The 23818-nt window shown below is 66.8% G+C and carries 22 protein-coding genes; 8 read left to right on the forward strand and 14 right to left on the reverse strand.

What is annotated here, in order from left to right:
• Window positions 1–7 precede the first annotated feature (7 nt).
• The 5 genes from HD842_RS09990 to HD842_RS10010 all read right to left on the reverse strand — a co-directional run bounded on the left by HD842_RS09990 (window position 8) and on the right by HD842_RS10010 (window position 5021).
• Complete coding sequence (locus HD842_RS09990; RefSeq protein WP_183553974.1) at window positions 8–733, reverse strand: hypothetical protein; 726 nt, start codon at window positions 731–733, stop codon at window positions 8–10.
• The gene (locus tag HD842_RS09995) at window positions 730–2109 is read right to left on the reverse strand and encodes a hypothetical protein (RefSeq protein WP_183553976.1); all 1380 of its coding nucleotides are present in this window, start codon (window positions 2107–2109) and stop codon (window positions 730–732) included. Before HD842_RS09995 ends, HD842_RS09990 begins: the two co-directional genes overlap by 4 nt.
• Before the next feature lie 169 nt (window positions 2110–2278).
• The gene (locus HD842_RS10000) at window positions 2279–3025 is read right to left on the reverse strand and encodes a DUF3108 domain-containing protein (RefSeq protein ID WP_229424705.1); all 747 of its coding nucleotides are present in this window, start codon (window positions 3023–3025) and stop codon (window positions 2279–2281) included.
• Window positions 3026–3032: 7 nt separating this feature from the next.
• On the reverse strand, window positions 3033–4166 hold the full coding sequence (locus HD842_RS10005) for a DUF3108 domain-containing protein (RefSeq protein ID WP_183553980.1): 1134 nt from the start codon (window positions 4164–4166) through the stop codon (window positions 3033–3035).
• 45 nt (window positions 4167–4211) lie between these two features.
• Window positions 4212–5021 (reverse strand): IclR family transcriptional regulator domain-containing protein, encoded by an 810-nt coding sequence (locus HD842_RS10010; protein ID WP_183553982.1) that lies wholly within the window; start codon window positions 5019–5021, stop codon window positions 4212–4214.
• A gap of 173 nt (window positions 5022–5194) precedes the next feature.
• Between HD842_RS10010 and HD842_RS10015 the strand changes: the two genes are divergently transcribed.
• The 6 genes from HD842_RS10015 (at window position 5195) to HD842_RS10040 (ending at window position 12461) form a co-directional block, all read left to right on the forward strand.
• The gene (locus HD842_RS10015; protein WP_183553984.1) at window positions 5195–5872 is read left to right on the forward strand and encodes a 3-oxoacid CoA-transferase subunit A; all 678 of its coding nucleotides are present in this window, start codon (window positions 5195–5197) and stop codon (window positions 5870–5872) included.
• Window positions 5860–6543 (forward strand): 3-oxoacid CoA-transferase subunit B, encoded by a 684-nt coding sequence (locus HD842_RS10020; protein ID WP_183553986.1) that lies wholly within the window; start codon window positions 5860–5862, stop codon window positions 6541–6543. The genes HD842_RS10015 and HD842_RS10020 overlap by 13 nt, the downstream gene beginning before the upstream one ends.
• An 88-nt stretch (window positions 6544–6631) precedes the next feature.
• Window positions 6632–7360, forward strand: a complete 729-nt coding sequence (locus HD842_RS10025) for an SDR family NAD(P)-dependent oxidoreductase (protein ID WP_183553988.1) — start codon at window positions 6632–6634, stop codon at window positions 7358–7360.
• 85 nt (window positions 7361–7445) lie between these two features.
• Window positions 7446–8444, forward strand: coding sequence for a Bug family tripartite tricarboxylate transporter substrate binding protein (locus HD842_RS10030; RefSeq protein WP_183553990.1), 999 nt, complete (start codon window positions 7446–7448; stop codon window positions 8442–8444).
• Between the two features lie 76 nt (window positions 8445–8520).
• Window positions 8521–9180 carry a PhaM family polyhydroxyalkanoate granule multifunctional regulatory protein gene (locus tag HD842_RS10035; protein WP_183553992.1) on the forward strand — a complete coding sequence of 220 codons (660 nt, stop codon included), beginning with the start codon at window positions 8521–8523 and terminating at the stop codon, window positions 9178–9180.
• A gap of 134 nt (window positions 9181–9314) precedes the next feature.
• Complete coding sequence (locus HD842_RS10040) at window positions 9315–12461, forward strand: patatin-like phospholipase family protein (RefSeq protein ID WP_183553994.1); 3147 nt, start codon at window positions 9315–9317, stop codon at window positions 12459–12461.
• Here the strand turns inward: HD842_RS10040 and HD842_RS10045 are convergent.
• The 6 genes from HD842_RS10045 to pdxR form a co-directional block, all read right to left on the reverse strand.
• Entirely contained in the window at window positions 12458–14266 is a 1809-nt protein-coding gene (locus tag HD842_RS10045; protein WP_183553996.1) for a response regulator, read from the reverse strand. The two genes, HD842_RS10040 and HD842_RS10045, sit on opposite strands and share 4 nt — an antisense overlap.
• Window positions 14263–14964: a sensor histidine kinase gene (locus HD842_RS10050; RefSeq protein ID WP_183553998.1), complete on the reverse strand. Its 702-nt coding sequence runs from the start codon at window positions 14962–14964 to the stop codon at window positions 14263–14265. The genes HD842_RS10045 and HD842_RS10050 overlap by 4 nt, the downstream gene beginning before the upstream one ends.
• 116 nt (window positions 14965–15080) lie before the next feature.
• On the reverse strand, window positions 15081–16775 hold the full coding sequence (mnmC, locus tag HD842_RS10055; RefSeq protein WP_229424706.1) for an FAD-dependent 5-carboxymethylaminomethyl-2-thiouridine(34) oxidoreductase MnmC: 1695 nt from the start codon (window positions 16773–16775) through the stop codon (window positions 15081–15083).
• On the reverse strand, window positions 16741–17304 hold the full coding sequence (locus HD842_RS10060) for a DNA-3-methyladenine glycosylase I (RefSeq protein ID WP_183554000.1): 564 nt from the start codon (window positions 17302–17304) through the stop codon (window positions 16741–16743). Before HD842_RS10060 ends, mnmC begins: the two co-directional genes overlap by 35 nt.
• Window positions 17301–17567 (reverse strand): antitoxin Xre/MbcA/ParS toxin-binding domain-containing protein, encoded by a 267-nt coding sequence (locus tag HD842_RS10065; protein ID WP_183554002.1) that lies wholly within the window; start codon window positions 17565–17567, stop codon window positions 17301–17303. Before HD842_RS10065 ends, HD842_RS10060 begins: the two co-directional genes overlap by 4 nt.
• Window positions 17568–17595: 28 nt before the next feature.
• On the reverse strand, window positions 17596–19134 hold the full coding sequence (gene pdxR, locus HD842_RS10070; RefSeq protein WP_229424707.1) for a MocR-like pyridoxine biosynthesis transcription factor PdxR: 1539 nt from the start codon (window positions 19132–19134) through the stop codon (window positions 17596–17598).
• Between the two features lie 87 nt (window positions 19135–19221).
• Between pdxR and HD842_RS10075 the strand changes: the two genes are divergently transcribed.
• A complete protein-coding gene (locus HD842_RS10075) occupies window positions 19222–19791 on the forward strand; it encodes an FMN-binding negative transcriptional regulator (protein WP_183554004.1) in 570 nt (189 codons plus the stop codon).
• Here HD842_RS10075 and HD842_RS10080 read toward each other — a convergent pair.
• From HD842_RS10080 to HD842_RS10090, 3 genes are all read right to left on the reverse strand, one after another.
• Window positions 19788–20417, reverse strand: coding sequence for a DUF4142 domain-containing protein (locus HD842_RS10080; protein ID WP_183554006.1), 630 nt, complete (start codon window positions 20415–20417; stop codon window positions 19788–19790). The two genes, HD842_RS10075 and HD842_RS10080, sit on opposite strands and share 4 nt — an antisense overlap.
• Before the next feature lie 193 nt (window positions 20418–20610).
• Entirely contained in the window at window positions 20611–22281 is a 1671-nt protein-coding gene (locus tag HD842_RS10085; protein ID WP_183554008.1) for an acid phosphatase, read from the reverse strand.
• 281 nt (window positions 22282–22562) lie between these two features.
• A complete protein-coding gene (locus HD842_RS10090) occupies window positions 22563–23033 on the reverse strand; it encodes a GyrI-like domain-containing protein (protein WP_183554010.1) in 471 nt (156 codons plus the stop codon).
• Between the two features lie 106 nt (window positions 23034–23139).
• On the opposite strand from HD842_RS10090, the gene HD842_RS10095 reads away from it, so the two are divergent.
• Entirely contained in the window at window positions 23140–23724 is a 585-nt protein-coding gene (locus HD842_RS10095; protein WP_221290441.1) for an O-methyltransferase, read from the forward strand.
• Window positions 23725–23818 lie beyond the last annotated feature (94 nt).

The following is a 23818-nucleotide window of genomic DNA, read 5'->3' on the forward strand; positions in this document are numbered from 1 at the left end:
GGCTATCTCAATTCGGGGTGTCAGGGACATCAAGGGCGCCGTCGGGCGCCAGGGCATCGTTGGCGGCGTCGGCATCCACCGGGGCCACGCGGCGCGGCGCGGCCGCCAGCGGTGCGCGCTTGAACACTTCGGACAGCGCGCCGTTGATGATGCGCTCCTTGAGCACGTCGGTGTCCATCATCAGGTCAAGCAGCGGGCCTTCCAGGATCACGTCGCCACGGCGTTCGATGAAGCCGAGTTTCGACAGCACGCCCAGGTTCATGTCCATGCGCGTCTTCTTGCCCAGCTTGTCGCCGAAGTCCGACAGCAGTGCCGTGTACGAAATGCCGATCGAGGTGTCTTCGGCGCGCGGGATGGACAACTCCTTCTCGAACATGTCGTTCTGGTCGTCGTCGATCGTCGTATGGGTTTCCTGGCGCTCGCGTTTGGGCAGGATGATCTGCGCCCACAGCACGACGAGCAGCGCCACGCCATCGCGCGTCAGGCCGAAGTTGTTGTTCTGCCAGATGTCCTTGGCGCCGAAGATCTTCGGCTCGACGTTGCGGTGCAGGGCCACGGTGACGTGGTCGGCATACACGTTGTCGAGCAGCTTCAGGCCCGATTCGAGCAGGCGCTTGTCGACTTCGGCGCGGAACTGGTCGTCCGACAGCGCGCGCTTGACCATCTTGTCGTCGCGGCGCAGGGTCTGGTGCGTCAGCAGGCGCGCGATCAGGATTTGTGCATCGTCATTCATGGGGCAGGCTGTCCATCAGGAGTGGGATCGGCATTCAGTGAAAGGGTCGCGACCGACATGGCCGCCACTTCCGGGTCGTTCAGCTGGACCATCTCGTCGAGCGAGACGAACGTCAGCGGCAGGCGCGCCAGTTCGGCGGTCGCGCCCTGCAGGCTTGCTTCGGACGCGTCACCCAGGAGCGGCAGCAGCGACGCGCGGTACGAGGCCAGCGCGAACGTGGCCGGCAGCAGCGATTCGTGCAGCTGCACCCGGCGCGGGCCGACACTCGAAAATTCAGGGAAGTTGCCCAGGTTGGCAAAATCGGCCAGCTTGTTGATCCAGTCATTCAGCTCGAGCTGCATGGCCGGATTGTCATTGACTGTCAGCGGCGCATCCTGGCCACTCGGCAGGCCTTTCGGGCCGGTCGAGATGATGCGCTCGGCTAGCAGCTCGGTTTCGGCCACGTCGATCATCTCGGCCGGGGTGCCGAACAGCGGCGTGACCGGGCGGTCGATCGCGCCGGCGGCCAGGCTCGCGAGGTCGTCGTGCGCCAGCAGCCAGCGCTTAACGTCCGTGGTCGACAGGCCCGACTGGCCCAGGTGCACGCGCTGGCGTTCGATCTGGTTCAGCGCGCGCGAGAACATGCCCTGCATATTCAGCAGTGCACTTTGCGCGCGGCCGATCGCCTGCGCCGCGCGGTGCGTGGCGGCGTCGGCCCGTTCGTCGGACGTGATCGCGCGCAGGATGACCGAGCCCTTCTCGACCCAGTCGCAGGCCATGTGCCACTTGGCCTGCGACGTGCGCAGGCGAAACTCGGAGCCGGACGCGATCGCATCGCGAAACTCCTCGGTCAGTTCGACCAGGCGGCCCAGCAGGTGTTTCAGCTGGTCGACCGTGACGCCGCCCACGGCCTGGGCGCCGGCCACCTGCGACAGCAAAAAGCCCATCTCGGCTTCGTCGCCTTCGGGCTTGCCCAGCGCCAGCAGGGTTTCCAGCGCAGACAGGACGTTGCGGGCCAGTGGCGTGATGCGGTAGACGGCCGCCGGGGCGTCCCAGGCCAGCAGGCCGTGGCCACGCAGGCGGTTGAGCACCGTTTCCAGGCTTTCGGGAACGAGATAGGCCAGCTTCTGGTTGATGTCGGCGCGCGAGAAGGCCGATGTGGACGCATCGCCAGCCAGTTCGCGCAGGACGAGCAGACGCACCAGCACACCGTCCTGCGTGCCGTGGAACAGGGCCGTGAAGGCCGACAGCATTGGCTGGGCACGCTTGAGGTGGAAGACTTGCTCGATTTCGTCCGGAGCAATGCCATCCTGAAAGTGTACCTGCAGCGGATCAAGTTCCTGCGCTGTCGTCGAGGCGTCGGCAGCGTGCGCCGCGCCGGCTTGGGGGTCGATCATTTTGTTAATAACCAGTCTCGTGCGCGGCCGAGACGGGTCTGCATTGCATTTGTTACCACAGACCCGGCCAGCTTCGCGGGGGCGTCAGTATAACAGTTAAGACTGGGCAATTCCGGAATGGCTGCCCGCTGGGGCAGCCTCTGCAACACCGCTGCCGCGCATGTCAGACTTACGACTTGGTCACGCTCTTGAGCGTCTGCTCGATGGTTTCCTTGTCGCCTTCGGTGAAGCGGATCTTGACCGGATAGTATTCGTGCGCCGGCGCCAGCCAGACGTCCACGCTCTGGTCGCGGCTGCCTTTCAGGGCTGCGCGCGTGACCAGAATCGCGTCGACTTCGCCCAGGCCCGTTTTGACTTTTTCGTTACGCACGACCTTGAAAGTCCAGGTCTCGGCACTGCTGCGCCCCGCCACGAAGAACGGCCACTCGGTGCCAGGCTTGAACTTGTCGCCGGCGGCGCGCGCCACGGCGGCCAGTTGCCAGGTGACCGATACGCGGTCCTGCTCCCCGCCCTTGAGCGGATAGGTCTTTTCGCCTTCCGAGAAGCGCATCGTCCTGGCGGCGCGGTCGAAGGTGATCGAGGTGGGGTCCTTGCGCATGCGCTTTTCGGAAAACTCGGTCGGCGCTAGGCCATAGGTATCAATGACGCCCTGGCTGCGGTTGTCGAGCAGCGTGCCCAGGATTGCCACGCGTGATTCGAAGCGCACGTCGTACTTGCCGTCCCCGGCGCGCCAGCTGACGGTGGCGTCGCCTTTCAGCGCCAGGCCCTTCTGGCGCGCGGCCAGGTCGTAGGCCAGATCGGCCGATGGCGGCAATTCGAACGCGCGCTTGACGGCCTGATGGGCGGGCTGGGCGGACGCGCCACCCAGTGCGAAGGTCAGCGCCAGGGCTGCACCGATGTGTCGAATGTTGTTCATAGGCATATCAAGATCCTGAATGGTCCAAGACGATATTATTCACTGTTTGCGTGGTTACTGCTCCGTTGGGCTCGGTATTGCGAATCCGCACCGGATACCAGCCATGCGCCGGGGCCAGCCAGATGTCCAGGCGCGACTTGTACGAGCCCGGTTGCGGCGGGCGCGTCAGGTGCCAGGTTTGCAGTGTGCCGAGTTTGGTATCGATTGCTTCCTGCCCCACCACCGTGAAGCGGTAGATGACCGCGTCGCGGTCTTCGCCAACGAAAATGTCGATGGCGCCGGTGAGCTGCTTCGGATCGCCGCGCGCAATCGCCGCCAGTTGCAGCGGGATGCTGGCCTTGTCCTGGGCGCCAGCCGGCAATTGGTGCGTCGCTTCCGATGCCGAAAACGTGATCACGCCCTTGCCCCAGTTGAAATGGGTGGCCGTCATGGCGCGGCCACGCCGCTTCTCGGTCATCGTGATCGGCGCAAAACCCGTTGCGGCCACCGCCCCCTCGCTTTTCAACACCACCAGATTGACCCGCGCGAACACGACGCGGATGCCGGCCTCGATCTGGATGCGGTAGCTGTCCGCGTTCAGTTGCCAGGCCAGCAGCGCCTCGCCGGACCACTCGGTGCCATCGGCGTCGGTGCGCGCGACGTCGAGCGTGATCTTCGCCGGCGGCGGCATGTCGATGACGTAGCGGCGCGCTTCCGGTGCTGCCGGTGGTGGCGGTGGTGGCGCCGTCGCTGCCGGCGCGGGCGCTGGTGGCGCCTGTGGCGCCGGCGCCGCCGGTATCGGCTCGGGCACCGGCGCGGCCGGCGCTGCGCCAGCACCGGTCCCGGAAGGCGCCGTATCGGTCACCGGCGTGATGTCCCCTGGCCGGTCGGGCACCGCGATCTCCACCGGCACCGGCGGCACTCGGGGCAGTGGCGGCGGACTGGCCTCGGGCACCGGCACCGGTTCGGGTGCAGGCTCTGGCGCAGCAGCGGGCAGCAGTCGGGCCACCAGCGTCACGGGCGCGCCACCTGGCGTGGCCGCTGGCGGCAGGACCGGGCTGACGTGCTGCAGCTCGGTCAGGACGATCCAGTGCAGCAGCACGACCAGCACCACGGGCAGCAGCCGGCGGCGACGGGGAAGAAGAATCGGTGCGGATGGCATGACGCTAGTGTAGCGCGGGTGCCGGAATGGACACGCGTGGCGGGATCAGGGCAACAGGATCGACAGCTCTTGCGCGCTCGCGCGCAGGACCGGCAGGAACTCTTCTTCCATCTTGCGCCGCGACACCCGCGCCGCGTGCGCGCCGATGTTCAGCGCCGCCAGCACATTGCCCGATGCGCCGCGCACCGGGACCGAGATCGAGCGCAGGCCGACCTCCAGCTCTTCTTCGACCAGCACGTAGCCCGCGCTGCGCACGTCCGCCAGGATGGCCCTGAGCCGCTCGGGATTGACCACCGTCCGCTCGGTCATGGCCTTGAGCGGCACGCGCGCCAGGTAGTCGTCCAGGTCCGGCGCCGGCAGATGCGCCAGCAGCATGCGGCCCAGCGCCGTGCAGTACGCCGGCAGGCGGCTGCCGGTAGTCAGCGACACCGACATGATGCGCGAGGCGGCCGAGCGCCCCACGTACAGCACTTCGTCGTCCTGCAGCACGCCGAGCGAGCACGATTCGTTCAGGCTGCGGCTGATCTGATTCAGGTAGGGGTGGGCCGAGACCGTGAGCGGCGTCGACGACAGGTACGAGTAACCGAGCGACAGCACCTTGGGCTTGAGCGAAAACTGATTGCCGTCCGCGCTGGCATAACCCAGCGCGATCAGCGTGTGCAGGCAGCGCCGCACCGACGCGCGCGGGATCGCCGTGCGGTGACTGATCTGGGCAATCGTCAGGCTGCGGCGCTGGTCGCTGAACGCCTGCAGCACCGCCAGCCCGCGCGCCAGCGACAACATGAAATTCGGGTCGCTGGCGATGGGGTCCGCAGCTGGCTCGGCTGGCAGTTCAGGCTCGTGTGGCGTGCTCATGGTGCTCCTTGGCAATGACGTGATAAACCGTTCGGCAATCGAACACATTCCATCGAGCTGTCTTGCGCCCCGGGCCGGCACACTCCTACACTCGATTCATCTGTTCAGTGACCAGACATTAGGGCGATTATCGAACAGTGTCAACGCGCGTTGCGCTGGAAAGGACCTGCACCATGATCGACAAGATTTCCCCGTCGGTGGATGCGGCGGTGGCCGACATCCCCGATGGCGCGACCGTCCTGATCGGTGGCTTCGGCACTGCCGGCATGCCGGCCGCCCTGATCGACGCACTGATCGCCCAGGGGGCGCGCGACCTCGTCATCGTCAACAACAATGCCGGCAACGGCGACACCGGCCTGGCGGCGCTGCTCAAGGCGCGCCGCGTGCGCAAGATCATCTGCTCGTTCCCGCGTCAGGCCGATTCGCACGTGTTCGACGCGCTGTACCGGGCCGGCGAGATCGAGCTCGAACTCACGCCCCAGGGCAATCTGGCCGAGCGCATCCGCGCCGCCGGCGCCGGCATCGGCGGCTTTTTTTCGCCCACCGGCTACGGCACCGATCTGGCGGCCGGCAAGGAAACGCGCCTCATCGACGGCCGCCACTATGTGCTCGAGTCGCCGATCCACGCCGACTTCGCACTGATCAAGGCCTTCCACGGCGACCGCTGGGGCAACCTGGTGTACCGCAAGACCGCGCGCAACTTCGGCCCGATCATGGCGATGGCGGCCCGCTGCACGATCGCCCAGGTCAGCCGCGTGGTCGAACTGGGCGAACTCGATCCGGAAGCCATCGTCACGCCCGGCATCTTCGTCCAGCGTGTCGTACAGGGAGACGTCGCATGCAACGCTTGACCCGCGACCAGATCGCCGCGCGCGTCGCGCGCGACATTCCCGAAGGCGCTTACGTGAACCTGGGGATCGGCCTGCCGACGCTGGTCGGCGCGCACCTGCCGCCAGACCGCGAGATTTTTCTGCACAGCGAGAACGGCCTGCTCGGCATGGGCCCGCCGCCCGCCCCCGGCGACGAAGACGAAGACCTGATCAACGCCGGCAAGCAGCCGGTCACGCTGCTGGCCGGCGGCAGCTACTTCCACCACGCCGATTCGTTCGCGATGATGCGCGGCGGGCACCTCGACATCTGCGTGCTCGGCGCGTTCCAGGTGTCCGTGCAGGGCGATCTGGCCAACTGGCATACCGGTGCGCCGGACGCGATTCCCGCCGTGGGCGGCGCGATGGACCTGGCCATCGGCGCCAAGCGCGTGTTCGTCATGATGGAGCACCAGACACGTGACGGCGCCAGCAAGATCGTCGAGCGCTGCACCTATCCGCTCACGGGCCTGGCGTGCGTGAGTCGCATCTACACGGACCTGGCCGTGCTCGATGTGACGCCCGCTGGCCTGGCGGTGCGTGACATCGTCGACGGCCTGTCGTTTGCCGAACTCGAACACATTACCGGGCTGGCCTTGACGGATGCGACGCAGGCGCGCGCCGACGACCTCCCTCTCATCACCCAACGCGTCTGACCACGAAGGAGAAGCCCGCCCTACCCTGGTTTGTCAAGTAGCCGGCCCCGACGCCAGGCGCTTTCCTATAAGAATACAAGGAGACAATATGCATCGACAAGACGTGACCCTGGTCACCGGCGGCAGCGCCGGCATTGGCCGGGCCATCTGCGAGACACTGATCGAACAAGGCCGCACGGTCGTCAATCTCGACTACCGCCAGCCCGACTGGCGGCACGACCAGCTCGTGTCGTTCCAGGCCGACCTGACGCGCCAGAACGAGACTCGCATGATCGCGCAGCAGATCGCGGCCGCCTACAACGTGACGGCGCTGGTCAACAATGCGGGCGCCACCCGCCCCGGCACCATCGACACGGCCACGATGGAAGATCTCGACCATGTCGTCGACCTGCATCTGAAAGCAGCCATCCTGCTGGTCCAGGCCTTCCTGCCCGCACTGCGCGCATCGGGACAGGGCCGCATCGTCAACATCGCCTCGCGCGCAGCGCTGGGCAAGGCCGAGCGCATCGTGTACGCCGCCACCAAGGCCGGCCTGATCGGCCTGACGCGCACGCTGGCGCTCGAACTGGGCGGCGACGGCATCACCGTCAATGCCGTGGCGCCGGGGCCGATCGCGACCGAACTCTTCCACAACAGCAATCCCGACGGCGCGCCACAGACCCGGCGCATCATCGACAGCATCGTGGTGGGCCGCCTCGGTACGCCGGCCGATGTCGCGCGCGCCGCCGCCTTTTTCCTGTCGCCCGACAACGGTTTCGTCACCGGCCAGGTGCTGTATGTGTGTGGCGGCACCACGCTGGGCGTGGCCCCGGTCTGATTCGATCTGCAACAAGGCCTGGCTGCCACCCGCGCGCGTGCCCGGTCCATTTCGCTGCATCCGTTGTCCTTATTGGAGACACATCATGTCACGCACCTTTTCGTCGACCCGCCGTACCCTCACCCTCGCCGCTGCGTCGGCCCTCGGCCTGCTGGCCCTGACGCCGCTGGCGGCGCAGGCCCAGGCCTTCCCCACCAAGACCATCACGATCATCGTCCCGTTCTCGGCCGGCGGCACGACCGACATCCTGGCGCGCGTGCTGGGACAATTCATCAGCAAGGACCTTGGCCAGCCGGTCATCATCGACAACCGCGCGGGCGCAGGCGGCAATATCGGCACCCAGCTCGTGGCGCGCGCCGCGCCCGATGGCTACACGATCCTCATGGGCACGGTCGGCACCCACGCCATCAACCAGAGCCTGTACCCGAAACTGGGGTTCGACCCGATCAAGGACTTCGCACCGCTCACGCGCGTGGCTCTGGTGCCGAACCTGCTGGTGGCCAATCCGGCGCAGCCATTCAAGACCGTCAAGGAGCTGATGGCATATGCCAAGGCCAATCCCGGCAAGGTCACGTTCGGCTCGTCGGGCAGCGGCACGTCAATCCACCTGTCCGGCGAATTGTTCAAGCAGATGGCCGGGGTCGACATCCAGCACGTGGCCTACAAGGGCAGCGCGCCGGCCGTCAATGACCTGCTGGGCAACCACATCGCGATCATGTTCGACAATATGCCGTCGGCGATCAGCCACGTCAAAGCCGGCAAGCTGCGCCCCCTGGCCGTCACCACAGCGCAGCGCTCGCCGGCGCTGCCCGACGTGCCGACAATCGCCGAAGCCGGCGTGCCTGGCTACGAAGCCACATCGTGGTTCGGCCTGCTGGCGCCGGCCAAGACGCCGGCGCCAGTCGTGGCAAAACTGAACGCGTCGATCCTCAAGGCGCTGGCCGACCCGGACGTCAAGAAAAAGCTGCTGGAGCAAGGCGCCGAACCAGCCGGCGAAACACCGGCGCAGTTCGCGGCCTTCATCGCCAGCGAGACGGTCAAGTGGGGCAAGATCGTCAAGCAATCCGGCGCGACAGCGCAGTAAGCTGCCGTGGTGCGCGGGGCGTGGTCTGCCCCGGCGTTATCTGCTACGCTAGCCGCACCACCACAGGAGACGCCACATGCTCAAGCCGCCCATGCCAGGAATGACCGACACCCTCGAATTCGTCAAGAACCTGTGGGGCGGCATGCAGATCCCCGGCACCATGCCGGGCATGCCGCCGCTGCCCGGCGCGGGCATGTCGGTGGAAGACCTCGACAAGAAGATCGCCGACCTGAAGGCAGTCGAGGCCTGGCTCACCCTCAACCAGAACATGCTGCACGGTACGATCCAGGCCCTGGAAATCCAGCGCGGCACGCTGGCCACGCTCAAGGCGATGGGCGACAGCATGGCCCAGGCCATGGGCCAGACGAAGGTTGGCGAGTCGTCGGTTGCGCCATTCGCGCAGTTCTTCGCCCAGATGGCGCAGACGGCCACGCCGCCGGCCCCGACGCCGCCAACCCCAACCCCAACCCCAACGCCTCCTCCGCCACCAGCGCCCGATGCCGCGCAGGCCGCACCCGATGCCGCGGGCACCGCCATGCCGGCCGCCGTGGCGTGGTGGAACCTGTTGCAGGATCAGTTCCGTCACGCCGTGGCCAGTGCCATACCGGCCGAGGGCGCGACGGCTGCCGATGACGCCAATGCCGCTGACGCGCCCCCTGCTGCGCCTGATGCGCCATCGGAGGAACCCGCCGCGCGTGCCCGGCGCAACGGCCGCAGCAAGACCGACAAGACCTGACGCCGGCAGCCGGGGCGCTGCAGGGATGCCTTGACGCGTCCCCATTGACGGTGCTGGTAGCGCACGCGCATGAACCGTGCTGAACTGACCGGGCGGCCACCCTTCCCGGCCGCTCAGTTCAGCCGGAGCGCCCCATGCTACCCAGTGACCTGTCCCACCTGACACCATCGCAGGTCGACGACCTGCGCCGCAAGCTGGCCGCCGCCGGCTGCCAGCCGCCGCCCAACCCCGGCACGATCAGCGAACTGCACGACGCATTCGCGCTGCTGCGCCGCCGGCACGGCCTGGCGCCGTCCAATGCCATCGATGCCGACACCCTGCGCTGCCTGAACCTCGACGCCGGCCTGTTGTTCGGCGAAGTGCTGCGCGACGAACTCGATCTGCTGCGGCCTGCCAGCAGCGAGGCACTCGACGCTGGCGTGCCGCCCGACCGCGCACGCCTGCGCGCCCGCGCCCACGGCGGCATGCTCACCGGCCTGGCCCTGTCCGGCGGCGGCGTACGCAGCGCCACGTTCGGGCTGGGCGCCCTGCAGGCACTGGCGCGCTGCCGCTTGCTGGGCCGGATCGATTACCTGTCCACCGTGTCCGGCGGCGGTTTTGTCGGCGGCTGGCTGGCGCGCTGCCTGCACGCGCATGGCAACGACATCCACAAGCTCGAAGCCTTGCTCGCGCCGCCCGCCGGCAGCGGCGAGGCGCCCGAGCTACGCTTCCTGCGCCAGTACAGCAATTACCTGTCGCCGCAGGGCGGCATGTTCAGCGCCGACACCTGGACCCTGCTCGGCATCTATGTGCGCAACACGGGCCTGAACCTGACCATGCTGGTGGCCTGGTTGTGCGCCCTGCTGCTGCTGCCGCGCTTTGCCGTCTGGGGCGTGCACCGGGTCGTGGGACCTGGCGGACCATGGGCGCGCATAGGCGACGTCGCCTGGATCGCGGGCGTGCTGCTGTTCTTGTTGGCGGTGTTCTGTATTGCGCTGTCGATTTCCAGCAAGCCGGCGAGTTCGCGTGGCCGGCGCCGCTTTCCGCTGTCTCAGGGCGCCGTCCTGTGGTGCATCAACCTGCCGCTGCTGCTGGCGGGCTTTCTCGGCAGTCTCGCCGTATGGCGCCACGGCGGCGCGACGCCGGCGACACTGCTGCCGCCGCAACTGGCCGACCGGCCGCAGTGGCTGCTGGCGCCGGGCGTGGTCTACTTCATTGTCTGGGCCTGCGGCTGGTACCTGGCGCACGACCGCGCCAGTTCGTACCGGGGCGCGGGCTACACCGTCTGCGGCGCCGGTGGCCTGGCGGCGCTGCTGGTCGTGCTCGACGCCACGCGCACCTTCGCACCGGCGATGCTGGCGTGGCTGCCGGACGGCGGCGCGCAGCTGTCGTGGTGGCTGTGCGGCTTTGTCGCGCTGGTGCTGCTGCTTGCGCTCTGGCTGGTCATGTACACGCGCCTGCGCGCCGACCCGCTACTACGCGACCTGACGCGCGCAGAGCTGGGCGAAGGCCTGTCGCACTTCGCCTGCGCGATGGGTGCGCTCACGCTGGGCACCGTGCTGCTGCTGTGCGCGCTGGCGCTGCTGCCGGCGCCGGATGCGCATCCGCTGGTCAACAACGCGATCGCGCTGGCCACCTTCGGCATGCCAGCGATGATGGCGCTGTTTGCCGTCACGATGAACCTGATGATTGGCCTGGTCGGCCGCCAGTACAGCGACGCGAGCCGTGAATGGTGGAGCCGCCAGGGCGCATGGACTGCGATCTTCGCGCTCGGCTGGCTGGCCGTGCACGGCGTGTGCTTCTTCTTTGCGCCGCTGCTGCACTGGGCCTGGCTCACCTACGCGCCGTGGTCCAACCTGGGCACGCTGGTTGGCTGGCTGGCGATGACCGCCTTCGGCCTGAAAGCCGGCAGCGGCGGCGCCACCGGCGCACGCGCCGCGCGCGACCCGAAACTCGAACTGGTGGCGCGCCTCGCGCCGTATGTCTTCACGGTCGGGATTTTTGCGCTGCTCGGCAGCCTGGTGCAGCTGACGGTGGCGCGCCCGAACCTGGACTGCCCGCACGCGACGCTCGCCTGCGTATTCCAGGCGCATGCCGCCGCCACGCTGGCCACCCGGGGCAGCACGCTGGTGGTGGCTTTCGGCTGCTTTCTCGGGGCCGCGCTGGTGCTCGGCTGGCGCGTCGACATCAACAAGTTTTCGCTCTACATGCTGTACCGGAACCGGGTCGTGCGCGCCTGGTTTGGCGCCGCCAACCGCGCGCGCCGGCCGCACCCGTTCACCGGCTTCGATCCGGGCGACGACATGCTGCTCGCCGAGCTCAAAAACGCGCGCCCCTACCCGATCATCAACACCGCGCTGAACCTGGTGGATGGCGACGAACTGGCATGGCAGACCCGGCGCACCGCGTCGTTCGCGTTCACGCCGCGCTGGTGCGGCTATGAGCAAGCGGGGCCTGGGAGTACCGGTTGCTATCGCCCGACCGCCGCCTACGCCGCGCACGCGGGCGTTGGACTGGACGACGATGCCGGCGTGCGCCTTGGGATGGCGGTGGCGCTGTCGGGCGCTGCGGCCAGTCCGCACATGGGCGCACACTGGTCGGCACCGTTGAATTTCCTGATGACGATGTTCAATGTGCGCCTGGGGCGCTGGTGCCCGAACCCGGCGCGCCCGACCTGGACCAGTTCATCCCCGCCCATTGGCCTCTTCAGCCTGTTGGCCGAGCTGTTCGGCCAACTGGATGCCGACGCCGGCTACGTGCACCTGAGCGATGGCGGCCACTTCGACAATCTGGGCATCTACGAACTGGTGCGGCGCCGCTGCCGCCTGGTGATCGCGGTGGACGTCGGCAGCGACCGCGAACACGCCTTCGAAGACCTGGGCAACGCGATCCGGCGGTGCGCCACCGAGCTGCATGTGCGGATCGACCTGGATGTATCACGCCTTGCCATCGCGCCGGCCAGCGGCATGTGCAGCGCCAGCTGCGCCGCCGGGAGCATCCGCTACAGCCAGGCCGACGGCGCTGCCGACGATGGCGTCATCCTGTACGTCAAGCCTGCCATCGTCGGCACGGAAAACGCCGACCTGCTCAATTACCGCAAGCTGCACCCCGACTATCCGCACGAGAGCCTGGCCGACGGCTGGTTCGATGAAGCGCGTTTCGAGAGCTATCGCGCACTGGGTGACCACGTGCTGGCGGGGGCGCTGGCTGATGCGGCGCAGGCGGCAGCGCAGGCCGATGGCGGCTGTGATATCGGGAAGCTGTGCGCGGAATTACTGCGCAGGCACGGGCCGGCGCGCTAAGAGAAGCGGTTGCTGTGCGTTGGCTTGGCCACCGGAGCTGGTTCGGGCGACACATCGGCCACGGCTTCTTTCTGGTCGGCCGCATCCACGGGCGCAGGCGGCGCCGCCGGATCGACCTTTGGCTGCAAACCACGCAACTGTTCCATCAGCTGCGCGAAGCGCTGCTGCCCTGGCTGCAGCTTGTCGACATGTTCGAGCACCATGCGCGCTTCGGTGTCGAGTTCTTCGTCATAGCCTTCCTGCTGCATGTGCGAGATCGAAATCTGCACCGCGTTGAACAGCACCCGCACATTGTCCGGCACCCGCTCGCGCGCCATGCGCATCCACTTGACGGCGTCGGGCAGCTTCCCGCTCTTCCACAGCACGACGCCCTGGTTCATCAGGTCCACCGCTTCCTTGCGCGCGGCGCGGATGATGGCGGCGCCCTCTTCGCTCAGGCGCGCCTTGTCGAAGATGGCCTGGACTTCGTCCTGCAGCAGGTTGTTGTCGTGGTTGTTGCGCACCACGTGGGCCAGCACCTCGCCCGGCGTGTCCTTGACGCCCACGGCAAACAGCAGGATCGCCATCTCGATGCAGATCGCCGTGCCGGGGCGCTTGGGGTCCTCACCCAGCATCGCTTCGAGCTCGTCGCCGGCGCGGCGCGCGTTGCGGTAGTCGCCGCTCTCGTGGTGGATCAGGCCTTCGGTGATCTTGGCGCGCAGCGCCATGTCGTCGTAGTCGCCGCCGAAATCGCGCTGGGCCAGTTGCAGCAGTTGCAGCGCATCCTTGGTATTGTTTTTCAGGCCGCACACGCGCGCCAGGCCAAGATAGGCGTCAGGCGTCTTGCGGATCGAGTATTCACCGATCACCAGGCACTTGCGAAACGCCTTTTCGGCCAGCGCCACGTTGCCCAGCTTGAGCGCAGCCTGACCCAGATTGCGCTGGCGCGGCACCGAGTTGGGCGAGAGCTTGGCCGCGCGTTCCAGGATCGCGGCGGCTTCGTCGTGCCGGCCCAGGCCCTGGTAGGCCTGGGCCAGCTGGTCGTAGGCGTCGATGTAGTGGCGGTTCTCGGCGATCACGGTCTGGAACATCTGGCGCGCCTGCTCGAAATCGCCATCGGCCAGGCGGATCTTGCCCAGGCCCGCGCGGGCCCAGTGGTATTCGCGCTGGGCCAGCACCTGCTCGTACACGGCGCGCGCCAGCGCCGGCTGGCCGCTGCGCTCGAGCATGCGCGCCTTCATGCGCAGCAGCTCGATCACGTGCACGCGGTTGGCGGCGATCTGCTCGTCGCACAGCGTCGCGGCGCGCAGGTAATCCTTTTCCATGAAGGCCTGGTCGATCAGGCGGAAGATCTGCTTGCGGCGCCACACGCGGTTCAGGCGCGAGAGCAGCACGCCTTCGGTGATCGGCTTGACCAGGTAGGCGTCGGGCTGGTGCTCGGCCGCGCCCATCACCGATTCGACGCTCTTTTCGGCCGAGACCATGACGAACACGCTCGACGGCAGCAGCAACTGGCGGATACGCGCTTCTTCCAGCACCTGCTGGCCGTTCTTGCCCTCGCCCAGGTTGTAATCGCACAGCACGACGTCGTAGCGCGTCTTGGTCAGGAGGCTCATGGCTTCGCCGCCGCTCGAGGCCTGGTCGATATTGCGCGCACCCAGGCTGCGCAGGCTTTCGCGCAGCAGCTGGCGGATCCCGGCAAAGTCGTCGACGATCAGGTAATGCTTGCCGGCCCAGTCGATCTGTTCGAGGACCTTGGGCAGCGCAGGCGTGGGGGCGGCCGGCGGTGTGGCGGTTGCCTGCACCAGCGCAGCAGGCGTGTTCATGGCAGTGTCAGGATGAAGCAGCCGCCGCCCAGCTGGCCGCCGTTCTCGAGCCGCACGGCGCCATGGCGCCCGCGATGGTGGTGCATGCGCGCCACCTCGCTCGAAAAATACAGGCCCAGGCCCGCGCTGTTGGTGGCGAAGTTGACGCCGATGTCGCCGCTCGCGGGCGCGCCTGCCGCCAGCAGGCCTGGCGGAAAACCGGCACCATTGTCTTCGACCCGGATTTCTAACTGGCCATCGACGTCGCGCGCCGTCAGCAGGATACGATCGCGCGTGTAGTGCAGCGCGTTGTTGACCGCATGCGATACGACGCCGACGATCAGGTCTTCGTCAACGTGGGCAATCAGGTCGGAGTCGACATCGAGTTCGAGCCGGATGCCACGTGACTCGAGCAGCACGCGCGAGAGCGCCACGACCTGCTCGACGACCTGCCCGACTTCGAGCGGCTGCGCATCGAACGGGTAGCCGGGCTTGCCGACCTGCTTGTAGAGCGCGAGGAGTTGCATCAGGTTGTCGTTCAGGCGGCGCGTCTGGTACAGCATCTGCCCCATCTGGCCATAGGCTTTCTCGGTCTCGGGCGTGGCGCCGTCGAGCAGCCGCTCGAGCGTGCCGGACAGCACGCTGATCGAGTTCTTCATGTCGTGCGCGGTCACCGCGAGAAACAGGAACAGCTCGGGCGAATGTGGTGCATCTTCCATCGCGGACCAGCCTCCTTCGGCGGTTAATAGTTGCTACCGGTAAATTATACCGGCTCGACCAGCACAGTCTGGACGCGATTGCCCCGGATGAGCGCACATTTGCGACAACGCAACAGCTAGAGGTCTCCCGTGCTGCTGGCCGGTTGCCGGACGCCGCGCCGTGCACGCAGCACGAACCGGGCCGGATCGAGCGCATCGACCAGCGTCATTTCCAGCGGCAGCGGCTCGCCTTCCAGCTGCGCCGTCAACAGCTCGGCTGCCAGCGGCGCCCAGATCAGGCCACGCGAGGCATAGCCAAGAAGGCCGTACAGCCCCGGATGGCGCGGCACGTCGCGCAGGCGCTCGGTGCTGCCGGCGGCGGCGACGTCGGGCAGGCGGCCCACGAGCGGCAGACGATCCGGCGACACGCAGCGAAAGCCCACGCGCCCCGCCAGTGGCGCATCGTCGGCCGCAAGCGGATCGGATACCAGCGCGCGCAGGCGGGTCACGTTTTCCAGCTGGCTGCTGGCGCGCAGCGCGGGATCGGCGTCGAGATCGTACGTCGCCCCGGCGCACAGCACGCCCTGCGCGGATGGCGTCAGGTAGGCTTCGCGGCACAGCACCAGCGGCAACTGCGGCGCCGCGCCCGGCGGCAGATGCGTGACCTGGCCGCGCAGGGCCTGCAGTGGCAGATCGGCGGTGAGCGCCATGCGGCGCGCGCCGGCGCCGCTGGCCAGTACCGCCGTCGGCGCCGTGGCCAGCACGGCGCCATCGGGCGCGCGCGCCAACCAGGTATCGCCTTCTCGCTCCAGCGTCGCGTCACCCGCGCCAAAGCAGCGCGTCAGGCGCGCGCCGCACGAGGCCAGCAATGCCTCGCAGACACTGCCCGGACGCGCCCAACCACCTTGCGGGAACAGCCAGCCGCCGTCCGGCGCCGGCAAGCCAAGCAATGCTTCGGCCGCCGGAGATTCGAGCCAGCGCGCGAAGTCCGACGGGACAGTGTTGTCGACAGCGATGGCGCGCGAGACCGCCGCGTGATCGGCGTCGCGCGCCAGTTGCAGCACGCCGCAGGCGGCGCCGTCAAAGGCCTGGCCGACGCCGCCCAGTTGCTCCCACAGGCGCAGCGCGTACAGGTAGGCGGCGCGCGTGAGGCGCGTCGGGACGTTGTCGTCGCGCGAGAGCAGCGGCATGAAGATGCCAGCCAGGTTGCCCGACGCTTCCAGCGCCACCTCGGGATGCCGCTCGATCAGCGTGACTTGCCAGCCGCGCGCGCACAGGCGCGCCGCCAGCGCGCAGCCGGCCAGACCCGCCCCCAGCACCAGCGCGTGGCGGACGGGTTGTGGTGTGACGGGGAGACGCGGTTTGCGGCTGGCGAAGACTGCGTTGTCGTCGTTCTCGAACACGAAGCCTTGCGCCGCCAGAGCTGTTCTCTGCGCGTCATCCAGGCCGGTTGCGTTCAGGCGCGCGCCGAGTGTCGTCAGGCGCGCCAATGGTCGGGCAAAGGCGCTGCCGACGGGGGCGTGCAGCCGGATGCAATCCAGGTGCGCATTGAGTTCGGCCAGCGCGCTCTCGAGCGGCGCTGCCAGCAGGTCCAGCGTGATGCCGGCTTCTGCTTGCGGGATGCGGTGAAAGCCCGGCTTCAGATCGGACGCCAGTGCCACGATGTGCAGGTGCTGCGAACGCTGCGGGTCGGCGCGCCAGGCCGCGATCAGGGCGGCGACACGTGCGCCATCGCCATGGTCGCTGTCGAACACGGTATAGCGGGTGCGGCCGCGCCAGTGGTCCTGCATCGGCATGTCAGCGCCGCGTGCGACAGATGCAGTCGCGGTCATGGTCGTCCACCATGCCGATGCCCTGCATGTAGGCGTAGACGATGGTCGAACCGACGAACTTGAAACCGCGCTTGCCCAGGTCTTTCGACAGGCGGTCGGACAGGTCGGTGCGTGCCGGGCGGGCGCCGTCCGGCCAGTCGTTGACGATCGGCGCGCCGTCGACAAAGCCCCACAGGTAGGCGTCGAGCGTCAGGCCCTGCTCGCGCATGGCCAGGTAGGCGCGCGCATTAGTGATCGCCGCGGCCACCTTGAGGCGGTTGCGCACGATGCCGGGATTGGCCAGCAGCTCGGCCTTCTTGTCATCGTCGTAGGCCGCGATCTTGTGCGCATCCCAGCCATCGAAGGCAGCGCGGTACGTGTCGCGCTTGTTCAGGATGGTTTCCCACGACAGGCCGGCCTGCGCGCCTTCGAGATTGAGCATTTCGAACAGCGTGGTTTCATCGTGGCACGGCACGCCCCACTCGTTGTCGTGATAGGCGATGTAGCGCGGGTTGGCCATATTGGCCCAGGAGCAGCGGGTGATGGTCATCGTTTCGCGCCGCGCGCGGGCATCTGGCGCAGGCAGGCCAGCACGTCATCAACGCGGCCGGCGGCGACCAGCTGCGCTGGCGTGCTGTCGCCAAGCTCAGGCTGGGGCGTGGTCATCCAGGCGTCGGCGGCGTCAATGCTGCCGAGCACCTGGCGCACCTCGTGCATGACCGCGTAATGGGTCTGGGCCTTGCGCGAATGGTCCTGGAAGCGGGCCTGCAAAGCGCTGATATTGTCGGGAGAAAGACGTTCGGGATCGGTCATGATGTGGGTCTCGGTAGCGTTGACGGCATCATACCTTGCCGCGGCGCGCGCCTGCCGGCCACTGCGCTTCGATCACCTTCGCCAGCGCCGCCACGCCGCGCCGGATATCCGCCGGCGGCACTGCTGAAAACCCCAGCAGCAGTCCCGGCGCCACCGCGCAGGCCGGCGTGGCCGTGGGATTCGCAAAATACCCGAGCGGGCGCAGTTCGATGCCGGCATCAAGCGCTGCCTGCGCCACGCGGGCTTCCAGCGGAATGCGGCCACGCTCGTCAGGCAGGAAGTGCGTGCACAAGTCCAGCCCCGCATCGGCCGGGCCACAGCGCAAGCGTTCGCCCAGACGGTCGTCCAGCGCCGTCATCAGCGCTGCGCGTCGTTCGGCATACGCGTCGCGCGTGCGCCGGATGTGGCGCATGAAGTGACCTTCGCCGATGAAGTCGGCCAGTACCGCCTGCGGCAGGATCGCACCCTGGCGGTCGATCAGCGCTTTTGCGCGCGCGAGCGGTTCGGCCAGCGCCGGCGGCGCGACCACATAGCCGAGCCGCAGCGCCGGAAACAGCACCTTCGAGAACGTTCCCACGTAGATTACGCAACCGGCGCGGTCGAGGCTTTGCAGCGACGCCAGCGGCGGACCGGTGTAGCGGTACTCGCTATCGTAATCGTCCTCGATCACCCAGGCGCGGTTGGCTGTCGCCCAGCGCAGCAGTTCGAGCCGGCGCGCGAGGCTCATCGTCACGCCCAGCGGCAGCTGGTGCGACGGGGTGGCGAACACCATGCGCGCGTCGGGATAATGCAGCGCGCCGTACGCCACATCCATCCCTTCGTCGGTCACCGGCACGGTGCACAGGCGCGCCCCGGCCACCTGCATCGGCGCGCTGGCGCCCTGGTAGCCGGGCGACTCGAGCCAGACACCGTCGCCGGGCGCGAGCAGCAGTTGCGACAGCAGGTACAAGGCCTGCTGCGAACCGGACGTGATCACGATCTGCTCCGGTTCGCACACGACGCCGCGCGAGGCGCGCAGGTAAGCGCACAGCAGTTCGCGCAGCGGGGCGTAGCCGTTGGCTGCGCCATAGCCGAGGTAGGGACCGGAACGATGTGCGCGCCGTAACTGGCGCGCTTCGAGCTTGCGCCACAGGTCGAACGGAAACAGGTCCAGGCCCGGCATGCTGGGGCGGAAAGCGCGCGGCGGACCATCGCGCAACGGCGCCCGGCCCATGGCAGTGGCCATGGCCACGCCGCGTGCCGGCAATGCCCGTAGCAAGCCATCGGTCCGGGGCGGCCTGCGCGCCAGCGGCAAGGCTTCGTCGACAAACGTGCCCTGACCCACGCCGCCACGCAGATAACCCTCGGCAGTGAGCTGATCGTAGGCAGCCAGCACGGTCTGGCGCGATATCCCCAGCGCGACGCACAGCGTGCGTGTGGCCGGCAGGCGTGCGCCGGGGGCCAGTGTGCCCTGCAGGATGGCGTCTTTGAGCCGTGCGTACAGCTGGCGAAACAGGGGGGTTTCACCGCTGCGTTCAAGCGGCGTAGCGGCAATCAGGTCGTAGGCATGCATGGTGGGCAGAATCATATTGGTACGCCCATCTTTACTGTAATTGGCTATTTTGGAAAGCCAATTTGTGTCCGAGGATACGGGTCTACTCTGGAGACACATTGCATGTATTGCCCTGCCCGTTTTGCCCAGCCTGACAGTACCAGCCTGCATGACCTGATCGCCGCCCACCCATTGGGCATGCTGGTAACGTACAGCGACGGCGTGCCGGACGCCGATCATCTGCCATTTGATGTCTACGCGAGCGAGGGTATTTTGCGCACGCATGTCGCACGCCGTAATCCCGTCTGGCGACGTGAAGGGCAGCAGGTACTGGTCGTGTTTCGCGGACCATCGGGGTATGCCACGCCGGATCGCGTGGAAAAAGAAGAGACCGGTGGCCGCGTGGTGCCTACCTGGACCTACAACGTGGTGCATGTGCACGGACGGCTGCGCACGATCGACGAGCCGGCCTGGCTGCTGGCACAGGTGACGCGCCTGACCGACCGCATGGAACACATTCAAGCTGAACCATGGGCGGTGAGCGACGCACCGAACGATTACATCGAGGGGATGCTGAACGCCATTGTCGGCATCGAAATCGTGATCGAACGGATTGAAGGGAAATGGAAAACCGAGCCGGCGCCAAGGGTGAAAACCACCTCTGGCAGCGGCCCGGTCAATGCCGGATCTTAGTGGCTGGCGCCGGTATGACCTGCGGCGCCCGAGCTGCCGGTGCTGCCCATCTTGCCGCTAGCAACTTGCTCGGCGTGCTTCAGGTGCTCTTGCACGACCGGGATCGTCTTGTCGACCTGACCCTTGACGTCCGTATCCTTGGCCGCTTTCGAGGCTTTTTGCAGCTTGGCCAGCGTTTCCTTGTGCGCAGCCACGCCGCCCTGCTTCGTGTAGGCCTTGTCGAACGCGTCGCCATTCGCCTTTTCCAGCTTGGCCGCCAGGGCCTTGTGCTTGGCGTCGAGCTCGGTCGGCAGGGTCACACCCTTCGATTGTGCCAGGGTCTGCACTTCGGTCAGCGCCTTGCCATGGTCGTCGACCATTTTCTGACCGAACGCTTTCACATCGGCATTCTGGCTCTTGCTTTGCGCCATTTTGCCCATCTCGACTTCGGCCATGTTTGACATCGCCATGTCCATGATGGCCTTGCGATCGGCAGCGGTCAGCTTGGCCGTGCCGCTGGCGGTGGCGGCGGTTGCGCTGGCACCCATCTGGGTGGAGGCGGTTTGCGCCTGCGCGCCGACCGAACCGAACATGGCTGCTGCAACTGACACGGCCAACAGGCGCTTGATGAATTGGGTTTTCTGCATGGTGTATCTCCTGGTTTTTGACATTGTGTATGTTTGGTCGATTCAACACTGCTTGTCGAACCCGTCGTCCTGACGGTTGTCAACGAAACAACATCGAGTGAGCAAACTGTATACCTGTGTCATTGTTACCAGCGCTCGATAGCCAATAGGAAACTTTCAATCAAAAAAGCCAGCCTTGATGGCTGGCTTTGTATCACCGGAATTGCAATGTTGCCGTCAGATCGCCCGGCGGACGGGCGCCGCGCCCTTCGAACGCGGCATTGCGTACAGTTAGGCCTTCCAGCAGCGGCAACCCATGCAGGCGCGTGATGAAGCGCAGCACCGAGGTCGTGTCATAGAAGTTGTGGTCGACCGCGCCCCGCTTGGCGTGCGGCGACACCACGATCGCCGGGATGCGCGAGCCCGGGCCCCAGCGGTCGCCCTTAGGCGGGGCTACATGGTCCCACCAGCCGCCGTTCTCGTCGAACGTAATCACCACCACCATGTCTTTCCACTGCGGTGATTTTTTCAGGTGCTCGATGACGTTGGCGATGTGGGCGTCGCCCGATTCGATGTCCGAGTACCCGGCGTGAAGGTTCAGGTTGCCTTGCGGCTTGTAGAACGCGACCGCCGGGAGCTTGCCGGCAATCACGTCGGCAATGAAACGGTTCGAGATCGGGCTGTCGCCCAGGCCGCCGTCGCGCAGGTGGTCGGCGCGCGCTTTGGTTCCCGGGGCGAACTGCCTGAAGTAATTGAATGGCTGGTGGTGGTACTGGAAGTTGGGCTTCTGGCCGGCGCCGCGGCCATCGAGCGCCGCTTGCTGGCCGCCGCCATACCAGGCCCAGCTCACGCCGCGCCGGGACAGCAGGTCGCCGATCGTGTCGTAGGTTTGCGGCGGCAGCACGCTGGCGTCCTGCGGATCGGCGTGCAGCGGGTCGCCATCGACGGCCGGACGGACCCAGCTCGGCTGGTATGGCGGCGCCATCGTGTTGACGGCGTAACCGTCCGGCGTCATCGCGCCGTTGCGCACGACCTTGGGCGGGCCACCCAGCGCCGAGGCCGGCGAATCGGGGTCCAGCGCCAGGCGCACGCCCTGCGGGCCATCGGCCAGCACTGCAATCTTCGATTTGGCTACGGTCTGCGCGGCATGAAAGTATTCCGGCACCCGGCCGCTGATCAGGAACTGGTGGTTCAGATACGAGCCGCCAAACGCGGCCATGAAGAAGTTGTCGCACAGCGTGAATTCGCGTGCGATCTGCCACAGGCCGAGGTTCTTTGATGTTTCACCGTAATAGCCCATCACCATGCCACCCGCATCGGACCACGCGGCAAAGCCGTCGTTGCGCCCGCCATTGATCTGCATCTGGTTGTGATAGAACTGGTGCACCAGGTCGCGCGTAACGATGGCCTCCGGCAGCGGCTTGCCGTCGCCGTCGGTCAGCTTGAACGGCGCGTTCGGCAGTCTGGTCAATTGTTTTTCGTCGATCAGGTAATCCTTGCCGCCGATATTCTGGCGGCCTGGCACCATGCCGCCCCAGATTTTGGGCAGCGTCGGCAGGACCGAACCATCCCGGTCGCGCTGCTGCAGGCGCGCCGCAGGCACACTCGCCAGCGGCTCGGCCAAGCCGGGGAAATCGGCAAACAGATTGTTGAAGCTGCGGTTTTCCAGGTAGATCACGACCACGTTCTTGACGTGGGCACGCAGCTTGGCATCGAGCGAACTCCTGGCTGGCGCCTTCGCCGCGGTGGGCGCTGCGCTTGCGACACCGGGCAGCGTGCCGGCACCGGCCACCACGCCAGCGGCCGCGGCGGCCTGGAAGATGCGCCTGCGCGCGGGGTTGCCTGGTTGGGTGGACGCGTCCGGTCCGGAATCTTGCTCGTGCACGTGCTGCTCCTGTCGCTGGCGGTCAAGGCGACCGCAAAGCAGGCATTATCCGTGAGCTTTACAAAGGGAAACAAGCAAGAGAAAACGAATTCGTCCGGATCGTCAAACGGTTGTCACATTTAAGCAGCACAATGCAAGTGCTCCTTGGGAAGGGAACACGGCAGCGCAAGCTGCCCTACCGGCGCCGGCGGTCGGGAAATATACCGGCACCAATTTATAGAGATGTACCCCACGACACGGCCCAACGCGGGCCGTGTCCTTTATCTGTCCTTCGTATCAGTTCAACCGTACAGCGGCACCAAAATGTCGTAAGCATTATCCGGCCGCGCGCCATCGTCGACGGTCGGCGTGTAGCGGCGATCATATCGCTCCAGACGGATACCCTCTTCATCGGCTTCCATGCCCAGTTGCTCCATCGCCGCAGTGCCGGTCACGCGCGAGGCTTGCGCATGCACCATCGGGCCACGGTGCGTCATCAGCGCGTAACGGCGCGCCGGCACCCGGATGCCGATCATGCCGGGCGGGAGCTGGTCGAGGTCAGCGACCTCGACGGCCACGCATTCGACCTGCTCGCCATCGTCCCGCCGCAGCGTTACGCCATAGCGGACACCGTTGTGCTCGCCCAGCTCGGCTTCACGGGCGAGGAAGGCTTTCCAGACCTCGGGCAATTCCGTTTCCGGTGCTGAAGCTGGCACAACTGCTGGTAGCCCGGCGAGCTTCATTTCAGGTAGTGTGATGGTCGAGATGTGCATGATGTGGACTTCTAAAGGGACGAAAAGATTATAGGCTTATCGCTTCGGCAATATTAGCAACGTCGCAATCGTGCGCTTCGATTCCCGGACAAAATGGAGACAACCGTTGACTACCTCACTTAAAGCCCTGCTGAAAGAGCTGGAAACCTTCGGCGCCAGTCACGATGCGGCCCACGAGAACCGTGCCAGCCGCATGCTCAACATCACCCACGATACCGGCGAGTTCCTGGCCGTTATCGTGCGGACGATGGGCGCACGCCGCATTCTCGAGATCGGCACATCCAACGGTTATTCGACGCTGTGGCTGGCCGATGCGGCCGCGGCGCACGATGGTCTCGTCACGACGGTCGAACTGTCGCCCGCCAAGGTGGCGATGGCGGGCGCCAATTTCGCACGCGTCGGGCTGCAGGACCGGGTGCATCAAATCGAAGGTGACGCAGGCGACGTGCTGGCCGGCGGCGCCGATGCGGCGTTCGACCTCGTCTTTCTGGATTCGGAGCGCACTGCTTACCTGGCCTGGCTGCCGCAGATCGAACGCGTCCTGCGACCGGGCGGGCTGATCGTGGTGGACAACGCCACCTCGCACGCACAGGAGCTGGCGCCGTTCATGCAGGCGCTGCGCTGCGCACCGGGCTGGAGCACCAGTCTGGTCGGGGTTGGCAAAGGCCAGTTTCTCGCCACCAAACACTGATTCCGGCGCCTGTGCAGTTCAACCCCCGTTTCTTGCAATCCATCGCAAGGGCGGGGCTGCGGATGGATGCCGTGCCTAGAATGGGCTCCATCAA

Source organism: Massilia aurea, assembly GCF_014200505.1.
GTDB classification, from domain to species: Bacteria; Pseudomonadota; Gammaproteobacteria; order Burkholderiales; family Burkholderiaceae_D; genus Telluria; species Telluria aurea_B.